Annotated in this window: 14 protein-coding genes; 1 reads left to right on the forward strand and 13 read right to left on the reverse strand. The window is 39.8% G+C overall.

Annotated elements, in window-relative coordinates:
- Window positions 1–219: 219 nt before the first annotated feature.
- The 3 genes from HT688_RS12120 to HT688_RS01740 all read right to left on the reverse strand — a co-directional run bounded on the left by HT688_RS12120 (window position 220) and on the right by HT688_RS01740 (window position 2,916).
- Window positions 220–480 carry a hypothetical protein gene (locus HT688_RS12120; protein WP_000590367.1) on the reverse strand — a complete coding sequence of 87 codons (261 nt, stop codon included), beginning with the start codon at window positions 478–480 and terminating at the stop codon, window positions 220–222.
- A 71-nt stretch (window positions 481–551) separates the two neighbouring features.
- Window positions 552–2,186: a hypothetical protein gene (locus HT688_RS01735; RefSeq protein ID WP_001237593.1), complete on the reverse strand. Its 1,635-nt coding sequence runs from the start codon at window positions 2,184–2,186 to the stop codon at window positions 552–554.
- Window positions 2,167–2,916, reverse strand: a complete 750-nt coding sequence (locus HT688_RS01740; RefSeq protein ID WP_000569210.1) for an ABC transporter ATP-binding protein — start codon at window positions 2,914–2,916, stop codon at window positions 2,167–2,169. The genes HT688_RS01735 and HT688_RS01740 overlap by 20 nt, the downstream gene beginning before the upstream one ends.
- Before the next feature lie 180 nt (window positions 2,917–3,096).
- On the opposite strand from HT688_RS01740, the gene HT688_RS01745 reads away from it, so the two are divergent.
- Window positions 3,097–4,551 (forward strand): alpha-amylase, encoded by a 1,455-nt coding sequence (locus tag HT688_RS01745; RefSeq protein ID WP_001181039.1) that lies wholly within the window; start codon window positions 3,097–3,099, stop codon window positions 4,549–4,551.
- 89 nt (window positions 4,552–4,640) lie between these two features.
- Here HT688_RS01745 and alaS read toward each other — a convergent pair whose 3' ends face one another.
- From alaS to HT688_RS01795, 10 genes are all read right to left on the reverse strand, one after another.
- A complete protein-coding gene (gene alaS / locus HT688_RS01750) occupies window positions 4,641–7,259 on the reverse strand; it encodes an alanine--tRNA ligase (protein ID WP_172923494.1) in 2,619 nt (872 codons plus the stop codon).
- A 21-nt stretch (window positions 7,260–7,280) separates the two neighbouring features.
- Window positions 7,281–7,766 carry an LURP-one-related/scramblase family protein gene (locus tag HT688_RS01755; protein WP_000847069.1) on the reverse strand — a complete coding sequence of 162 codons (486 nt, stop codon included), beginning with the start codon at window positions 7,764–7,766 and terminating at the stop codon, window positions 7,281–7,283.
- Between the two features lie 286 nt (window positions 7,767–8,052).
- Window positions 8,053–8,406, reverse strand: coding sequence for a hypothetical protein (locus HT688_RS01760; RefSeq protein ID WP_240148152.1), 354 nt, complete (start codon window positions 8,404–8,406; stop codon window positions 8,053–8,055).
- 85 nt (window positions 8,407–8,491) lie between these two features.
- Window positions 8,492–9,646: a GIY-YIG nuclease family protein gene (locus HT688_RS01765; protein ID WP_000129156.1), complete on the reverse strand. Its 1,155-nt coding sequence runs from the start codon at window positions 9,644–9,646 to the stop codon at window positions 8,492–8,494.
- Window positions 9,639–11,570 carry a DEAD/DEAH box helicase gene (locus HT688_RS01770; RefSeq protein ID WP_000203246.1) on the reverse strand — a complete coding sequence of 644 codons (1,932 nt, stop codon included), beginning with the start codon at window positions 11,568–11,570 and terminating at the stop codon, window positions 9,639–9,641. The genes HT688_RS01765 and HT688_RS01770 overlap by 8 nt, the downstream gene beginning before the upstream one ends.
- Window positions 11,567–14,359, reverse strand: a complete 2,793-nt coding sequence (locus HT688_RS01775) for a class I SAM-dependent DNA methyltransferase (protein ID WP_023936086.1) — start codon at window positions 14,357–14,359, stop codon at window positions 11,567–11,569. Before HT688_RS01775 ends, HT688_RS01770 begins: the two co-directional genes overlap by 4 nt.
- Window positions 14,360–14,611: 252 nt before the next feature.
- Window positions 14,612–15,682, reverse strand: coding sequence for an ABC transporter substrate-binding protein (locus tag HT688_RS01780; RefSeq protein ID WP_023939049.1), 1,071 nt, complete (start codon window positions 15,680–15,682; stop codon window positions 14,612–14,614).
- On the reverse strand, window positions 15,679–16,452 hold the full coding sequence (locus HT688_RS01785; RefSeq protein ID WP_000712740.1) for an ABC transporter permease: 774 nt from the start codon (window positions 16,450–16,452) through the stop codon (window positions 15,679–15,681). The genes HT688_RS01780 and HT688_RS01785 overlap by 4 nt, the downstream gene beginning before the upstream one ends.
- A complete protein-coding gene (locus tag HT688_RS01790) occupies window positions 16,449–17,255 on the reverse strand; it encodes an ABC transporter permease (RefSeq protein WP_031222549.1) in 807 nt (268 codons plus the stop codon). Before HT688_RS01790 ends, HT688_RS01785 begins: the two co-directional genes overlap by 4 nt.
- Window positions 17,236–18,393 carry an ABC transporter ATP-binding protein gene (locus HT688_RS01795; protein ID WP_023939047.1) on the reverse strand — a complete coding sequence of 386 codons (1,158 nt, stop codon included), beginning with the start codon at window positions 18,391–18,393 and terminating at the stop codon, window positions 17,236–17,238. The genes HT688_RS01790 and HT688_RS01795 overlap by 20 nt, the downstream gene beginning before the upstream one ends.
- Window positions 18,394–18,483 lie beyond the last annotated feature (90 nt).

Consider the following 18,483-nt stretch of genomic DNA (forward strand, 5'->3'; position numbering starts at 1 on the left):
GTCAGTAACCATATCTACGGCAAGGCAAAGCTGACGTGGTTTGAAGAGATTTTCGAAGAGTATTAACTTTGAGATTGTAGCTGGAGAGGCTGTACCTGCAATATGTGTCTGTCAAGTTTAGTGACGTAGATAGTAGAATAAAGATGAGAAGGCATAGAGAGAAGATAAATCAGCCTCAGCAGGTATCTGGAAAATTTGATTCTATAGAGAAGACTTTTGTTACAAACTCAATATACTATCAATAAATAATATCATAGAAGCAACAATAATTAAAATTTCACCTATTTGCATCATTCTATTTCGAACTTTAAATATATGTTCTATCAAAAATACTTGGATCACACACATTATAGGAATGAAAGTTTTTGAAATTGAAAAATATCCCAATAAATAAACTATAAACAACAAAAATAGAACTATGTTATATTTCTTATTCAAAACATTCCTCCCTATATATTTTTGATTACCAATCTTAATCATTTACAACTACATTCTAACAAACTATAAAAGCGTTTGTCGAATTGAATTTATCAAGCAAGCGACCAACTAGCTCATCTTTTTTCTATTTCTGCCAATATGCGTGACAGGTAGTAATGATAGCCAAAAATAGCAAGAGCAAGCAAGAGGATAAGAACTCCTACTCCCAAGCTGATGGCAAGGACAGGGACGAGAGACCGAACCAAGAATAAGCTCCCTATTACAAGGGCCATTAAGATTGCACTATAAATAAAAATCAAAACTATTGCTACTATACGATTTGAACGGTTTACCAGGTCCGTAATGCTACTCCAATTGGTTGACAGATTTTTCACGTCCTTAAAGTAATTGTGGCAAGAAAGGATGACACTGGCAAGGATCCATGCCACAAGGAGGTAAATCATCGAAAGGATGGGCAAGCCTAGATATAGAGAAAGTCCAAATAAAGTCAGAACTGGTAAAAAGGACTGGACAGCAAATATAATCCAAAATTTCACTTTCACATAACAAGCAAAATCAAAGGGTAAACTCTTAAGAAAATCAACATTTTCTCTCTCCAAGGACAAGGCAATTGAATGTAGGCTGGTGATATTGTTATTGACAACTGCTATAAACACTCCTACAAAAAACAAGGGTAACCAGTATGGAGGATGAATGTCTGGAACTATCTGAGAATCTCGGATTTTGGAAATCAGACCGATCATCATGAGATAAGGAAGGAAAGCACTTGTAAAAAGCACTGTAATCACGCCAGTCCCCTGTCCCAAGAGGGTGAGGTGGTAGCGTAAAACCATACGGAAAAATCCCTTTTTAGTAGTTGAAATTCTCTCCTTACTGCGACGTTCTTTCTTGACCTTCTCCTCACTGTTAAGCAGAATCACGTCATAAAAACGAGGAAAAACCTTCTTTTTGCTCAAGTAAAGCACGAAGACAGTTAGTCCTATCCAAGCGAGCAGACCCAGGATGGCTTCTGTCGAAAAAGGCTCCACTGCTATTTTGTAAAAGAGATGAATAGGATAAAGGAGAAATGGAATGTCTCTAACTTTGTCAACAATACGTCCAGAAGTCGACTGTAGAAAGAAGACATATATTAAAGGTATGAGAACTCCTATCCCAATCATCACATTCGAAAAAATAGACTGATACTTTCTGAAGACCCTAGTCTGAGCCAAGAAATGTACTGCCACTACCATCACTAAAGTAACAGAGACAAATAATAGGGTCAAGGACAGTAGCATCAAAGGCAAACCCAGCCATAGAGAAGGAGCTAGCCTAATATAGAGGACTAGAAAATAAGCTAGGATTGGTACAATTCCAGTTAGAGCTGGCAAGAGAACAGACAGTCCTTTAGCAATTATAATCTCTGATTCTTTAAAGGCATAGGGCCTATACGATGCCAAGTCCTTACTCTCATAAAAGACATTGTAAAATGCAGTGAAAGAAGTTGAAAAGGCAAGCACCAGTAAAATAGCAACCATGCTACTAAAAAAACTTGGTATTTCCTCAAAAGGAAAATGAATGGCTATATTTATAAACATGATGAGCATCAAGAGACTGGAAAAAATGTAAGAACTTAGGACTCTAGCGGAAACATTTACTTTTTTTCCAGGATTTTTAGCTTGCTTCTTTCGTAGGTTAGCCAGATTAGCTTCTTGAGATGAATAGAGGATATTGATATCAACTAATTTTTTAATGACCTTGAGACGCATCTGAAACCTCCTCTTTTCTACCAGCAAGGCTAAGATAGATACTTTCTAAAGACTGGTCTGGATGGTCTTTTCTCAAGTCCTCTACGCTACCACAATAAATCAAATGTCCCTTTTTCAAAATGGCAATCCGATCACAGACTTGCTCAGCTACCTCTAGGACATGAGTTGAAAACAAGACCGTCTTGCCTTTTTGTACATGTTCCTTCATCATTTGCTTCAAATCAAAGGCAGCCTGGGGATCCAAACCAGTCAAGGGTTCGTCCAAAACCCAAATATCAGGATCAGACAAAAGTGCCCCGATGACAAAGACTTTCTGACGCATTCCGTGAGAAAGGGTTTCAATAACCTGATAGCGATTTTCAGCAAAATCAAAAACGTTCAATAGCCTAGCTAGATTAGCCTCCAAGTCAGAGCTAGTCAGACCATAGGATGAAGCAATCAATTCCCAAAATTCATTGGCCGTTAAACGTAAAAATAAGTCAGGCGAGTCTGCTACGTAGCCAATCTTTCGTTTAATAGCCAAGCGATTTTCCGATAACTCCTGACCATCTACCAAAATACGACCACTGCTGGGCGAAATGATACTGACTAGGGATTTTATGGTGGTCGATTTCCCAGCACCATTATGGCCAATCAAGCCCATAATCTCCCCATTTTCAATCTGCAAATTGAGATTGCTCAAAGCCTCTTTATCACCATACAACTTACTAACATTTTGAAATTCAATCATGGGATGACTCCTATCTTTATCTATATCACATACTATTATACTAGCACTTTGATACAAAAAAAATCAACACTTTATTTTAAGTAGATACAATAGTTTCCTTCTATTCTTACGCAAACGTTTGCGCCAAGAGATACTTTATGATAGAATAAAGAACAAGATTGACAAGTAAGAGGAAACATCATGCAAAATCAAACACTCATGCAATACTTTGAATGGTATCTGCCCCACGACGGTCAGCACTGGACGCGTCTGGCTGAAGATGCTCCACACCTAGCTGATCTCGGTATCAGCCATGTCTGGATGCCACCAGCTTTCAAGGCTACCAATGAAAAAGATGTCGGCTATGGGGTCTATGACTTATTCGACTTAGGAGAGTTTAACCAAAAAGGAACTGTCCGCACCAAGTATGGTTTTAAAGAAGACTATCTTCAAGCTATTCAAGCTCTAAAAGCACAGGGAATTCAACCTATGGCTGATGTAGTTCTCAACCACAAGGCCGCTGCCGATCACAGGGAAGCCTTTCAGGTTATTGAGGTGGATCCTGTTGACCGTACAGTCGAACTCGGAGAACCCTTCATCATCAACGGCTGGACTAGCTTTACCTTCGATGGTCGCCAAGATACCTATAATGACTTCCACTGGCACTGGTACCACTTCACCGGTACAGACTATGATGCCAAACGCCGAAAGTCTGGGATTTATCTGATTCAAGGGGATAACAAGGGCTGGGCTAACGAGGAATTGGTCGATAACGAAAACGGTAACTACGACTACCTCATGTATGCTGATCTAGACTTTAAACATCCTGAAGTCATCCAAAATATCTATGACTGGGCTGACTGGTTCATGGAGACGACTGGTGTAGCTGGTTTCCGCTTGGATGCCGTTAAGCACATTGATTCTTTCTTTATGCGCAATTTTATCCGTGATATAAAGGAAAAATACGGTGACGATTTCTACGTTTTTGGTGAATTTTGGAACCCAGACAAGGAAGCCAACCTAGACTATCTTGAAAAAACGGAAGAACGATTCGATCTTGTCGATGTTCGTCTCCACCAGAATCTCTTTGATGCTAGTCGAGCAGGTTCCAACTACGATCTTCGTAGCATTTTCACAGATAGCTTGGTTGAACTCAAACCTGACAAGGCTGTGACTTTTGTCGACAACCACGATACACAACGAGGTCAGGCTCTTGAGTCTACCGTTGAAGAATGGTTCAAACCAGCAGCCTATGCCCTCATTCTGTTACGCCAAAATGGCCTTCCATGTGTCTTTTACGGCGACTACTATGGGATTTCAGGGCAATATGCTCAACAAGATTTCAAAGAAGTCCTTGACCGTCTCCTAGCCATCCGAAAAGATTTGGCCTATGGAGAGCAAACAGACTACTTTGATGACGCAAACTGTATCGGTTGGGTACGTTCAGGTGCTGAACATCAATCCCCAATCGCAGTCCTTATCTCAAATAACCAAGAAAACAGCAAGTCAATGTTTGTCGGCCAAGAATGGGCTAACCAAACTTTCATAGACTTACTTGGAAACCACCAAAGTCATGTTACAATCGATGAGGAAGGTTATGGACAATTCCCAGTCTCAGCTAGATCCGTAAGTGTCTGGGCAGTCAATACCATCTAATAGTTCATAATAACCAAGCCAGGTCCAATCGGATTTGGCTTTTTTGCATTCACAAAAAGACCTACCCAAATGGATAGATCTTTACTCAATTACAATTTACCTGCTACTGCATCCAACAATTCTTGGATTTTAGCTTGGTTGCTTCCTCCTGCCATGGCCATGTCTGGTTTACCACCACCACGTCCATCAACGATTGGTGCTAATTCTTTGACAAGGTTTCCTGCATGAAGGTCTTTTGTCTTGCTTGCTACAAGGACATTGACTTTATCACCAATAGCGGCAACTAGGACAAGAAGATCAGAGTAGTCTTTTTGTTTCCAGTTATCTGCAAAAGTACGAAGGGCACCAGCATCAGATACAGACACTTGACTAGCAATGTAACGGTGACCGTTGACTTCCTTAACATCCTTGAAGATGTCGCCTGCGGCTGCAGCTGCGGCCTTTTCTTTCAATTCAGCATTTTCTTTTTGCAATTGACGAAGTTGTTCTTGAAGTCCTTCTACCTTGTGAGGTACTTCTTTAAGTTGAGGTGCTTTAAGAGTTGCTGCGACTGCTTTAAGAGCATCTTCTTGTTCACGGTAGGCTTCAAAGGCTTCCTTACCAGTCATTGCCAAGATACGGCGAGTTCCTGATCCAATCCCTTCTTCTTTGACAATCTTGAAGAGGCCAATTTCAGAAGTGTTGCCAACGTGGGTACCACCACAAAGCTCGATAGAGTAGTCACCGATAGTAACAACACGGACTTCTTTACCGTATTTCTCACCAAAGAGGGCCATAGCTCCCATTTCTTTGGCAGTGTCAATATCCGTTTCAACTGTCTTCACTTCAAGAGCTTCCCAGATTTTCTCGTTGACTTGCTGTTCAATCGCGCGCAATTCTTCAGCAGTCACTGCTTGGAAGTGGGTAAAGTCAAAGCGAAGGAATTCAACTTCGTTAAGAGATCCTGCTTGTGTCGCGTGGTTTCCAAGGATATTGTGAAGGGCAGCGTGAAGCAAGTGAGTCGCAGTGTGGTTTTTCATGACACGGTGACGGCGATTGCTATCAATTGCCAAGGTATATTCTTGGTTCAAGGCAAGCGGTGCAAGGACTTCAACTGTATGAAGGGCTTGACCATTTGGGGCTTTCTGAACATTGGTCACAGTAGCCACAACCTTACCTGACTCATCCAAGATTTGTCCGTGGTCAGCTACCTGTCCACCCATTTCAGCATAAAATGACGTTTCCGCAAAGATAAGAGAGGCAGTTCCTTCTGAAACAGCTTCTACTTCTGCATTGTCCGCCACGATAGCTACCAATTTAGAAGACAATTGGCTAGCATTGTAGTTGAAGACACTTTCTACAGTGATGTTTTGAAGAGTTTCATTTTGCATACCCATTGAGCCACCCTTGACAGCTGACGCACGCGCGCGTTCTTGCTGTTCTTTCATGGCTGCTTCAAAACCTTCACGGTCCACAGTCATACCAGCTTCTTCAGCAATTTCTTCAGTCAATTCAACTGGGAATCCATAAGTATCATAGAGTTTGAATACATCTGAACCAGCGATGACCGATTGACCTTTTTCTTTCAAGTCAGCTACAATGCTTTGGGCAAAGTGTTGACCTGAGTGTAGGGTACGAGCAAATGACTCTTCCTCGCTCTTAACGATTTTTTCAATAAAGTCACGTTTTTCAAGCACTTCTGGGTAGTAGCTTTCCATGATTTTTCCAACAGTTGGAACGAGTTTATAAAGGAAAGGCTCGTTGATGCCCAATTTTTGACCATGCATAGAGGCACGACGAAGGAGACGACGAAGGACATAACCACGACCTTCATTTCCTGGAAGGGCACCATCACCGATGGCAAATGACAAAGAACGGATGTGGTCAGCGATAACCTTAAAGCTCATGTTATCGCCATCTTGGTCATAGACCTTACCAGACAATTTCTCCACTTCACGAATGATCGGCATGAATAGGTCCGTTTCAAAGTTGGTCTTAGCCCCTTGGATAACCGCCACCAAACGCTCCAAACCAGCGCCCGTATCAATGTTCTTGTGTGGCAATTCCTTGTATTCGCTACGAGGAACAGCAGGGTCTGCGTTAAATTGTGACAATACGATGTTCCAGATTTCGATATAACGGTCATTTTCGATATCTTCTGCAAGCAGGCGAAGACCGATATTTTCTGGGTCAAAAGCCTCTCCACGGTCAAAGAAAATCTCTGTATCTGGTCCAGAGGGTCCCGCACCAATTTCCCAGAAGTTATCTTCGATTGGAATCAAGTGACTTGGATCCACTCCCACTTCAATCCAGCGGTTGTAAGAATCCTTATCGTCTGGATAGTAGGTCATGTAAAGTTTTTCAGCTGGGAAGTCAAACCACTCAGGGCTTGTCAAAAGCTCATAAGCCCAAGTGATAGCTTCATCACGGAAGTAATCCCCGATTGAGAAGTTACCCAACATTTCAAACATGGTATGGTGACGCGCAGTCTTTCCTACGTTTTCAATGTCGTTGGTACGGATAGCCTTTTGGGCATTGGTAATACGTGGATTTTCAGGAATGATGGTCCCATCAAAGTATTTCTTAAGGGTTGCTACCCCAGAGTTGATCCACAAAAGTGTTGGGTCATTTACAGGAACCAAGCTAACTGATGGTTCTACAGAGTGACCTTTGGTCGCCCAGAAGTCAAGCCACATTTGGCGTACTTGTGCACTAGATAGTTGTTTCATATTGTCTCCTTATTTACTTGTTTAATGTGATTGGCTTTCCAGCATTTCCACATAGTCAATCGCGACACAGAGGGAAATGACTAGGTCTGCATAAGTGTCCTCAAGAACCGTTACGGTATAGGTAGAGGTCAGATGGAAGAGTTCCTTCTTAATTTCTGCAATCATCTGATCACGATCATCCAGCAATTTGAAATTCAAGTCCCAGATATTGCCCTCAATACGAAGACCCAGATTATCAAACTCATACTTATTTCGCCAGAAGGTCAACTTCTTACGAATAACGAAATTTGAACCGTCCCTAAGCTGAATCTCGAAACGTGGAAGCAAGGTCAAGATTTCTTTACTGATCTGACTGACTTGTTCACCATTAACATCATAGATGGTAAAGGTTTTAGGAATCTTAAAGAATGATCCCTCCACCTGATAGGCGATTTCTCCCCTGTCATCCTTGATAGCGAAGCGTTCGCCTCCAAGACGAAACTTTTGTTTGACAAGAAATGTTTTCATCAACACCTCCAAAAACTAAAAGACAAGCTCATATCACGAAGGGCGAAAAACCGCGGTACCACCTTCATTCAATGAACTTGTCATTCTCTTATTCTTATGCAATTGTTAAATTGAGTAGCATGACTTTCTAGCTTAGATGGCTCGCAGCACCGCCATTTCTCTGGACTAAGACAAGTGAAAATCAATTCTCAACTTTCTTATTATAACGTTTTTTTAAGCTTGCGTCAACTGGAAATGATCTTAACTAATAGCACTTTTATTCTAATACATCTCAGAAGGCTCTATTTTACCTTCTAACACTGTTTAATAGGTTTCCCCTATAACTCATACGTTTCCACTCAGAAAACTCTACCTTGAACAATTCTGGAGCTTTTGTAGTCTTATCATACACCACAATATAGTAACCTTTTTTATTCCAGAACTTACCCAAAATCTCAGCGTCTTCCAGTTCAGCCTCATAGTCTAACATCTCATATCGTTGTGTCTCTTTGTCTGTTTCTACCTTTTTACCTATTTGTTGCTCTGTTTCTATTTCATTACTTCTTTGAGTTCCTAAGATATAACCCCCAAAGCTTACCCAAAAGAAGATAAAAACCATAAATACAATTGTAGCATATTTCAATAATTTCAGTTCTTTCATTTTCCTATTATTCCTTTTAGTTTAATCAGTCTAAAATATTTTGTGTTCTCTAAATATTAAATAATCTTATAAATAGTGTCTTTCTTTATTTGAATCTAATTTCAAATCCAATTTTTTCAATCACTTCTTGGATTTCATCTAGCGATACTAAAAACCATTCTTTAGGAACAAAGCTCTCTCCATTTGGTGCTATTAATTCTATGTCTAACTGTTTGTCTGCAAAATAATGATGAAGAGTCGTTTCTAATTTTAGAGCGCTGAAATTCTGAACCTCAAAACTAGCTACTAAACGGACAGGAGCATAAAGATAGGTTCCTTCTTTTTCTGCATTTGCTAACCGTTTTTCAATTTGATCCTGTGTAAAACCGATTTTATAGAGATTACGGATGTTAGCAATTTGAGGATTGCTACTCAAGGATTTCACTACATAGATATATCCAGTTGTAATGCGTTCACTCGGACTAATGCCAGTCATCACATCTTCTATCAATTCTGTTACCATTCGTCCATGTCGGGTTCTATCGTGTAAATTTGAGACAAAAGAACGGAGTAAGGCCTTCTTATTTTCTGTACCATTTTCATATACGAGATGAAGTTCAGCGTTTGTATAGCCATTCTTGTCAGTGAAGTCTTCTCCTTTAGAAGCAACATAAACCATTACTCCATTATCAACATAGAACATACCAGGTTTAATTTCTTTTTCTTTTATTACATCAGAATTTCTGACTTGACGGCGACCTTCACTAATTTCATCATGAACACGAGTAAATAATCCTTGATAATCTTCAAAATTGCCCATCCGTTTACGTGTTCGTATTTTATCACGCGCTTGAATCGTTCGTTTATAACGTGAGACATCAAATAACGATTTTTCAGCACTATTTACCGACTCAAACAATTCATCTGATAAAATATCTGTTAAACTAGCAGGACTTGAAATAGGGGTCTCGGACTCAACGATATCTATTTTTAGTAGCCCAAATTCATCATAAGGTTCTAACTTTCGGATGCTATCAGGAGATTTTCTAATACCATTCAATCGAGAAAATAAACTGCGTTCTTTAATATTTCTAGACTTTTGTGGCTCTTGCCCATTATTTTCTCTCACCCAATCTATAATTTCTAAAAATTTCTCTACTTCATGATCTGTAACTATTTTTTTCTTAGGTTTTAAAGGAGCTATTAAATGTTCAAAATCAGAATCGTTAAATATGTCATTTAAGTTTTTAAAATCAGTCATTACCACTCTCCATCTTCAGCTTCATCTGAGACAATTGTAACAAAGCATAAGCAAGTCTCTGTTCGTACTTATCATGACTTGATTTATCTGGATGACGACCATTTTCATTTAAAAACTGCTTAATTTGAGGATAAAGAATTAACAGTTCTTCTTCAGAAAACTCCATCTTCTGACCATCCATATAATCTTGTATTAGACGCAAAGTCGGAGCATCAATTTCACGTGATATAACTTCGTAAGCTCTCTGGAAAGGATTAATCTGATCAATCAAATCAATGGATAAGTCATCAATATTCACAAATTTATCTGCCATTTTTAGAAAGTCTGTTTGCCCTACTCCCTCTTTCCGTTCAGCTGATTGAACTACCGATTGACTAATAAACTGTTGACGAACTTCTTCAACTTCAGCCCCACTTAAGTCAGGATAGATTTGTTTAATGATGGCTGGAATCATTTGCTTATTAATGACTTCTGCATCCGTTCCCGCAGCAATTGCAGTTTGGATACGCGGTTCTTGCAATATACTAGCACGTAAGTCATTCAAATCATTTTCTATGATATCCTTTGTTCTTTGAGTGCTAGGCTCTTTTAAGCCTTTCACAAACATTTCGGCACCAGAAGATTTCTGGTCTTCTCGATCTTTTCGTTTGAACTTAAAATTTGGTGCTAAAACAGACTCCATCAATAGGCTAGCTGTAATAACCTTCATAACATTATTCACAGCAAAGAAAACTTCATCATCTTGAGCATCTGGTTGAGAAATGAGATTGGTAAATTGAGCATGTGACTTATTGGAACTATCCCGTGTTACTCGACCTATAATCTGAACAATTTCTGTCAGCGACTGACGATAGCCAATCGTTAAAGCATACTCAGCATAAGGCCAGTCAAAACCTTCTTTAGCCATACCAAGTGCGATAATGATATCGAGATCATCTAAACTGGTCATCTTGTTTAGATAATCCTGTACTTTTTCACGCCCTTCTTCTGTGACAAGGTCAGCGACCTTCAATACACGACCTGTTTCCTCAGTAACCAACCATAATCCAGTCTTAGGGTCTGGAACGGCTTGCCCCAGTTCGTCTAAAATTCGGTCAACTTCATCATACTTATCCTTGGTTGATTCACCTGAGTTTACATTGGGAATATGAATAATAGTTTTCTTGCTTGTGTCCAGTACTTCGTGCAAAGCATCCGTGTAACGACCACGATAAAAGTTATAACCCATAGCAAAACTTTTCAGATATTTGTACCCCTCCAACTGTTCATAATAAGTATAGGATACCTTATCAAATTTTTGCTCATCTTCAGGTGCCAAAATAGGGACAGAATCTCCACGGAAGTAAGATCCTGTCATAGCCACTACATGAGCTGTTGAATTGGCTAATATGTTTCTCAAAGCATTCCCTAAAACTGAATTATCATCTTGAGATACATGATGAAATTCATCGATAGCTAAAAGAACATCATTAAAATCACTATCAGCCAGCTGTTCAAAGGCAAAACGCAAGGTGGCATGCGTACAGATTAGAACTCTATCGTCAGGCGACTCTGAATGCATAAAGTCTACAAACTGTTTTACCTTACTTTTGCTGGTTCCTTGTTCAGTCAAATTATTTTTTGGAAGCACTTCCCAGTCCCAGTAAAAACCATATTCAGTCAATTTTGTTGAACGAAAGGATTTTCCGATAGATCTTTCTGGGACTGCTATAATAGCTTTTTTCAGGCCTTGAGCATGTAGTTTATCAAGAGCAATAAACATCAGAGCTCTCGACTTACCAGAGGCAGGAGGAGCCTTAATCAATAAGTGTTGAGAAGTTCTCTTAGCATATACACGCGCCTGCATTTCACGCATTCCAAGTGCATTATTTGATTGACTAGCACCTGTACCATTGTAATTGATTTCAAATATATTTGAGGTCATTTCGCTTCCTTTTCTGTCATTTCTTTGTACAGATTCAATAAGACACTGAGCCTTTCTTCATCTGATTCAAAAGTTTTTTGCTGGTAGGCACGTTCTACGATACCATCAATTTTTTCATGTGCTTGGCGAAGACGTTCGTTCATCGGCTTATTGGCTCCACCGTACAATTCAGCCAAGGTTCCACCTTCTTCTTCTCGAACATCCAGCATTTCAAAAACAGCATCCTCAAGCATACTTTTCCGAGATTCCGAAAGTTCTGGAATTGGGAATGTATTATAGACCAACCCAGCTGAATAACGATAATCTGTCTTTAATTTACCACCAATTGAACGAAGCCAAACCATGTGCATTTTGGATTCTAAGATACCAAGAAGCCAGATAGGAGCATTGTAAATAACCATGGCAGAATCTGATACAATTGTGTCATCTTCAATAAATCCCATAGGTACATAAGTACGAGATTCTGATGATACACGTGGAACAATAATGGCTTGACAACCTTCTATATCGCCTTTTTCATATGCTTCGTCCCATTCACCTCGTTGTACAAATTTCCATGGTGTGGATGCAGTTTCTCTTGTTCCAGCAGCCTGAGAATTCAGGCGTTCTTGTCTTACATTTTCAAATAATTGATGGAATTCCTGGATCTTATCTAATTTAGTATATTCATCTTGATCAATCCAAATAGTATATCTAAAATTTCCATTGATATACTCATCTGCTCCAATATACTTTTTAAAATACACTTCAGTTTCAGGATATCTTTGAACTAATTTATTTTTATCATCATTTGTCAGTATTAGATATTTACTTCTTGGCATATTCCCAAAGACTATTTTTGGAAAATTATTTAACTTCTCTGCATCATTGTGATTAGATACAATAATATCATCTGCAAAAGTTAGGTAGGGATTTATATTCTTTCCATAACTTTCTCCCTTATCACTATATATAATTCTTTTCTTATCATTTTTATTTGAAAATCCAATAATCGTAACTGTAACCCCTGCATTATGGGCCGCGCTATTGTTCCATTTAAAAGATTGATACGCAAAGGAAATTTGACCATATCGTAGAAGAACACTCCACAAAATTGAAACTTGTTCACCTTGATTTATTGAATTTGTTGTTACAAAAGCATATTGAGCATTTTTACCATAAATAAGGTGAGTTGCCTTATAAAACCATCCCGAAATATAATCTAATTTTTTAGAAGAAATTTCTGAACAAATCACATTTTCCAGTTCCTTCTTTTGTTCCAAGGTCATTTTTTTAGAGCCTATATACGGCGGATTTCCAAATATATAAACTTCGTCATCTGCCTTGACATTCAACACAGTTTCCCATTCAATTCTTAGAGCATTCCCACAAACGATATTTCCAGCTTCTCTTAAGGGGAGTAGCCTTGGATGGACATCAGCAAGAGCTTCTTCCATTTCCACATTCATCTGGTGTTCTGCTACATACAAGGATAGCCTTGCTACTTCATGAGCGAAATCATCCAATTCAATTCCTGAAAACTGGGATAGAGAAATCTTAGATGCATCAGCAATCAATTCTCCTTGATAAACAGCTTTTTCATTCAAGGAGTCACGAATTTCACGCTGTTTGACTAAGATATTAATTTCTAAACGACGAAGTTCTTTATAGGTAATGATGAGGAAATTTCCAGAACCACAGGCAGGGTCTAAAAACTTGATAGAGGCCATACGAGTGAGTAAATCTTCTAACTTAGGTAAGATTTGTCGTAATTCCTTGCGACGATGTTCCTCGCTAAAGTCACCACCTCCTATATAGTAATCAGCTCGTTCTTCTAATTCCGTAAATGCTGCTCGTAAATTATCTAAAAATAGTGGTTTGATGACCTTCATAATATTGGGCACGCTAGTATAGTGCATACCCGATGTTGATCTCGCTTCTGCATTTGCCACGGTTTGAATCATTGAGCCCAAAATATCTGGATTGATTTCATTCCAGTTTAGCAATTCCCCTGCTTCAATGAGTAATTGACGAGTTCTTTTATTGAAAATAAGGTCATGATGTGGCTCTGAAAAAAGCTTACCATTTACATAGGGAAAATCTGATAACCACGACTCCAAATCCTGACGACTACATTCAGGCATATCTAAAACAGTAAATAACTTTCTAACACACTCATTTAAGTCAGAACCATCTTCGGATGTCCTCATCTTAATAACATTTGTGAAAGCTCCCTTGGAGATGATATTTGTATCTTCTGCAAATAGTAGAAAAAGAACACGGATCAAAAATAGATTAAATGATTTACCATCAGTTTCAGTGATGGCTAGTTCAGGATTGATAGAAATTAGTTCGTCATAAAGTTTGGTGAAACGCTCTGCCGCTTTTACATCAGCTGGATTTTCCTTATCATAATCAATCTTTTCAATACCATTCCAAGGTAAGAAGAAGTCACAATGGGCTGGTAAATCATTAAAAGAAATTGCAAGAGTCAGCCCTGTCTGTGTATCCTTTGCATATAATTCTTGAAAATCTGTTGTAATAATAAATCGAGATTTACGAACCTGACCCTCCAACTCTTTATCAATCTCAGTCAGAGCAAGTAATGGCTGATTTTCAACTTTACGAAAATACAATCTGTTTTTTATTATAAAATCATCAGTTGCCACTTTACTTGCTCTTGTTATAGTCGTTTTAGTAATGTCAAACAATGAAACAAAATCAATAATAAATGTCGATTTATTAAGATTTTCTACTAAAACCTTAGTTCTATCCTCAATCTCAGTGATATTTAATAACTTTTTAGCCATTAGATACCTCCAAGAAACGCAAAAAGCCTACTGAATTTTCAGTAGGTTTCAATATATATTTTTGCATTTTTTATTAGGTTATATATATATGCATTTGCGTAGTCTGGCTCATTTTGAACTCCTTTGGAATTAAATTTTCAGAGATGCTATAAACAATACTAATAACTCTCTGCCTAAAACTATTATACCATAATTTCTATTTTTTCTAAAAAACGAACCAGCTTAACTGATTCATTTCGTGACTGCTAACTCCTACTTCCGATACATTTTAAATTGTAGGAAGAGGTCGCTATATTTCCCTGTCCATTTATGGTCAAATTTCTCATAAATTTCTAGGTGTTTCATGGTTTCAACATCGGGATAGAAGGCCTTATCTTCCTTTGTTTCCTCTGGGAGCAGTTCCTTAGCTGGTAGGTTTGGTGTTGAATAGCCGACATACTCTGCATTTTTGAGGGCATTTTCGGGTTTCAACATAAAGTTGATAAAGGCATAGGCTGCGTCTTGGTTTTTGACTGTTTTGGGAATGACCATATTGTCAAACCAAAGGTTGCTAGCCTCAGTCGGTACCACATAGCGTAGATTTTCGTTTTTTTCTAGCATTTGGCTAGCTTCCCCAGAGAAGGTCACACCGATAGCAGCGTTGTTCTGAATCATGTAGCCCTTCATCTCGTCGGCAACGATAGCCTTGATATTGGGAGTCAGTTTGTAGAGCTTATCCACTGTCTCTTCCAACTGCTGGGGATCCTTGGAGTTGAGGCTGTAGCCGAGGGAATTGAGCCCTAGACCCAGCACTTCACGCGCCCCATCAAAGAGCATGATAGAGTTCTTATACTCTGGCTTCCAGAGGTCATCCCAATGCTCAGGCGCTTCCTCTACCATGGTTTCATTGTAGACAATTCCCAAAGTCCCCCAGAAGTAAGGGATGGAGAATTTATTGCCTGGGTCAAAGGACTGGTTGAGGAACTCTGGTCCGATATTTTCAAGACCTTCAAGTTTTGAATAGTCAAGCGGTACCAAGAGGTCTTCGTCCTTCATCTTGTTGATCATGTATTCACTAGGAATGGCAATATCATAAGTCGTTCCACCCTGCTTGATCTTGGTATACATGGCTTCATTGGAGTCAAAAGTCTCGTACTGGACTTGGATTCCTGTTTCTTCTGTGAATTGCTCCAAGAGTTCTGGATCGATATAGTCTCCCCAGTTGTAGATAACCAGTTTTTGACTATCTCGGCTATTGATTTTACTGTCTAGATGCGTCGCAATTCCCCATAAGACGAGGATAATGGCTACGATTCCTGCTAAAAATGAATAGAGTTTTTTCATGCTTGCTCCTCCTTCTCGCGTGAGATAAAGTAATATCCAACCACTAGGATAATACTAAAGAGAAAGACAAGGGCAGAAAGGGCATTGATTTCTAGGGAAATCCCCTTGCGAGCACGAGAATAAATCTCGACTGACAGGGTTGAAAAGCCATTTCCCGTTACGAAGAAGGTCACGGCAAAGTCATCCAGCGAATAGGTAAAGGCCATGAAATAACCTGCAATGATAGACGGAGTCAGATAAGGAAGCATAATTTCCTTGAACATCTGAAATTGACTGGCACCAAGGTCATAGGCCGCATGAATCATGTCACCGTTCATTTCCTTGAGACGAGGCAAGACCATCAAGACCACGATAGGAATGGAGAAGGCTACGTGACTAGATAGAACGGTCAAAAAGCCAAGTGAAAACTTGAGTTGGGTAAAGAGAATCAAGAAGCTGGCACCAATCATAACATCAGGCGCAACCATGAGGATATTATTGAGTGATAGAAAGGCTTCTTGGTATTTCTTACGAGACTGGTAAATGTAAATAGCTCCAAAAGTCCCGATAATGGTCGCTATCAAGGCTGACAGAAAGGCCAAGAAAAAGGTCTGGGTCACAATTAACATAAGACGACCATCACCAAACATGGTTTTAAAATGGCTCAAGCTAAAGCCTGTAAAGCTATTCATGTCATTGCCTGCGTTAAAGGCATACCCAATCAGGTAAAAAATCGGCAGGTAGAGGACAAGAAAGACCAGTCCCAGATAAAGGTTGGCAAATTTTTTCATCGTTCTCTCCTTTCCTTGGTCACCCACATGGTGATGAACATGGTCAAGATGAGAATCACACCGATGGTAGAACCCATACCGTAGTTGTCATTGGTTAGGAAATTCTGCTCAATGGCTGTCCCCAAGGTGATAACGCGGTTCCCACCAATCAAACGGGTCAGCATGAAGAGACTCAAGCTGGGGATAAAGACAGATTGGACCCCACTTCTCACTCCGTTCATCGATAGAGGGAAGATGACATGGCGGAAGGTCTCCCACTTGGTCGCACCTAGGTCATAGCTGGCATTGATCAGATTATTGTCCATATCATCCAAAACATTGAAGATTGGCAAAATCATAAATGGAAGCTCGATGTAGCTTGCGACAAAGATAAAGGAGAAATCGGTAAAGAGCAACTGTTGTGAACCGATTCCGATAAATTCCAAGAATTGGTTAATAGAGCCATTTTGACCAAAAATCCCGATAAAGGCATAAGCTTTAAGGAGCAAATTGATCCAAGTAGGCAAGATAATCAGCATGAGCCAGAGTTGACGGTGCTTGAGACGGGTCAAAAATAGGGCTGTTGGATAACTGATAAGCAAGGTTACAAAGGTCACAATTCCTGCATAAAGCACGGAGTTAAAGCTCATTTTGAGGTAGGTCAAGTTTTGTGACGCAAAGTAAGATCTATAGTTTTCTAAACTAACCTGGCCTTCAATGTTGAAAAAGGATTGTCCGAAAATCAAGACCAAGGGTGCCAAGACAAAGAGTGCAATCCAGAGCATGTAGGGCACTACAAAGAGTTTAGAGCTTGTTTTCTTCATCTCTTTCCTCCTCGATTGCATTGATCAGACCTGCTTCTTGCTCTTCAATTTCCACGTATTCTTCGATACGAGCATCGAACTCTTCTTCGGTTTCGTTGAGACGCATGATGTGGATGTCTTCTGGTTCAAAGTTCAGACCGATTTCCTCACCCTCGATGGCCTTACGGGTTGAGTGGATCATCCATTCATTTCCAAGTTCGTCATAGGCGATAATTTCATAGTGCACCCCACGGAAGAGCTGGGTATCGACCTTAACTTGGAGCTTGCCTTCTTCAGGAAGGGTAATACGCAAGTCCTCTGGACGAATGACAACCTCGACAGGCTCATTTGGCTTCATCCCACCATCGACCGCTTCAAAGCGTTTGCCGTTAAACTCAACCAAGTAGTCCTCAATCATGGTTCCTGGCAAGATATTTGACTCACCGATAAAGGTGGCAACAAAATGGTTGATTGGCTCATCGTAGATATCCACAGGAGTTCCAGACTGGACAATCTCGCCATCATTCATGACGAAAATCCAGTCACTCATGGCCAGCGCTTCTTCCTGATCGTGAGTAACAAAGACAAAGGTAATGCCCAATCGTTGTTGCAGTTCACGCAGTTCATACTGCATGTCTGTTCTTAATTTCAAGTCCAACGCTGACAAAGGCTCGTCCAACAAGACCACACGGGGTTGGTTGATGATGGCACGGGCAATAGCCACACGCTGACGTTGTCCTCCAGAAAGTTTACGAATGGAACGTTTTTCATAACCTTCCAACTGAACCATCTTGAGAACTTCCGCTACGCGTTTCTCGATTTCTTTCTTGTCAATCTTGCGCAAGCGAAGTGGAAAGGCAACATTTTCAAACACATTCATATGTGGAAACAAGGCATAGGATTGGAAGACAGTATGGACGTCTCGCTTGTTGGTTGGGATGTCATTGATACGGACACCATCCAGCAAAATATCTCCTGTCGTCGCATCCAATAACCCTGCAATGATGTTTAGGATGGTTGATTTCCCTGAACCAGATGCGCCTAGAAGAGTATAAAATTTCCCCTCTTCCAACTCAAAGTTGATGTCTTTGAGAACCTTGGTGTTGCTGTCTTCAAAAACTTTAGAGACGTTTTTGAATTCGATAATTGGTTTTTTCAATTGTCATTTATTCCTTCTTTTTCATAGATTAACAGATCAGGGCTCTGTCAAGCCGCCACTACCTCGTGTAGGAGATTGAACTGCCTACAT

Origin of the sequence: Streptococcus sp. 1559, from assembly GCF_013276735.1 — a bacterium.
Lineage (GTDB): Bacteria > Bacillota > Bacilli > Lactobacillales > Streptococcaceae > Streptococcus > Streptococcus pseudopneumoniae.

What these genes read in the sequence shown, in the direction of transcription:
- HT688_RS01755 (WP_000847069.1), bottom strand. Translation starts at nt 7,766, where the DNA reads ATGAAAACATTTCTTGTCAAACAAAAGTTTCGTCTTGGAGGCGAACGC.
- HT688_RS01790 (WP_031222549.1), bottom strand. Translation starts at nt 17,255, where the DNA reads ATGAAGAAAACAAGCTCTAAACTCTTTGTAGTGCCCTACATGCTCTGG.
- HT688_RS01775 (WP_023936086.1), bottom strand. Translation starts at nt 14,359, where the DNA reads ATGGCTAAAAAGTTATTAAATATCACTGAGATTGAGGATAGAACTAAG.
- HT688_RS01745 (WP_001181039.1), top strand. Translation starts at nt 3,097, where the DNA reads ATGCAAAATCAAACACTCATGCAATACTTTGAATGGTATCTGCCCCAC.
- HT688_RS01785 (WP_000712740.1), bottom strand. Translation starts at nt 16,452, where the DNA reads ATGAAAAAATTTGCCAACCTTTATCTGGGACTGGTCTTTCTTGTCCTC.
- HT688_RS01740 (WP_000569210.1), bottom strand. Translation starts at nt 2,916, where the DNA reads ATGATTGAATTTCAAAATGTTAGTAAGTTGTATGGTGATAAAGAGGCT.
- HT688_RS01765 (WP_000129156.1), bottom strand. Translation starts at nt 9,646, where the DNA reads ATGACTGATTTTAAAAACTTAAATGACATATTTAACGATTCTGATTTT.
- HT688_RS01735 (WP_001237593.1), bottom strand. Translation starts at nt 2,186, where the DNA reads ATGCGTCTCAAGGTCATTAAAAAATTAGTTGATATCAATATCCTCTAT.
- HT688_RS01780 (WP_023939049.1), bottom strand. Translation starts at nt 15,682, where the DNA reads ATGAAAAAACTCTATTCATTTTTAGCAGGAATCGTAGCCATTATCCTC.
- alaS (WP_172923494.1), bottom strand. Translation starts at nt 7,259, where the DNA reads ATGAAACAACTATCTAGTGCACAAGTACGCCAAATGTGGCTTGACTTC.
- HT688_RS12120 (WP_000590367.1), bottom strand. Translation starts at nt 480, where the DNA reads ATGATTAAGATTGGTAATCAAAAATATATAGGGAGGAATGTTTTGAAT.
- HT688_RS01770 (WP_000203246.1), bottom strand. Translation starts at nt 11,570, where the DNA reads ATGACCTCAAATATATTTGAAATCAATTACAATGGTACAGGTGCTAGT.
- HT688_RS01760 (WP_240148152.1), bottom strand. Translation starts at nt 8,406, where the DNA reads ATGAAAGAACTGAAATTATTGAAATATGCTACAATTGTATTTATGGTT.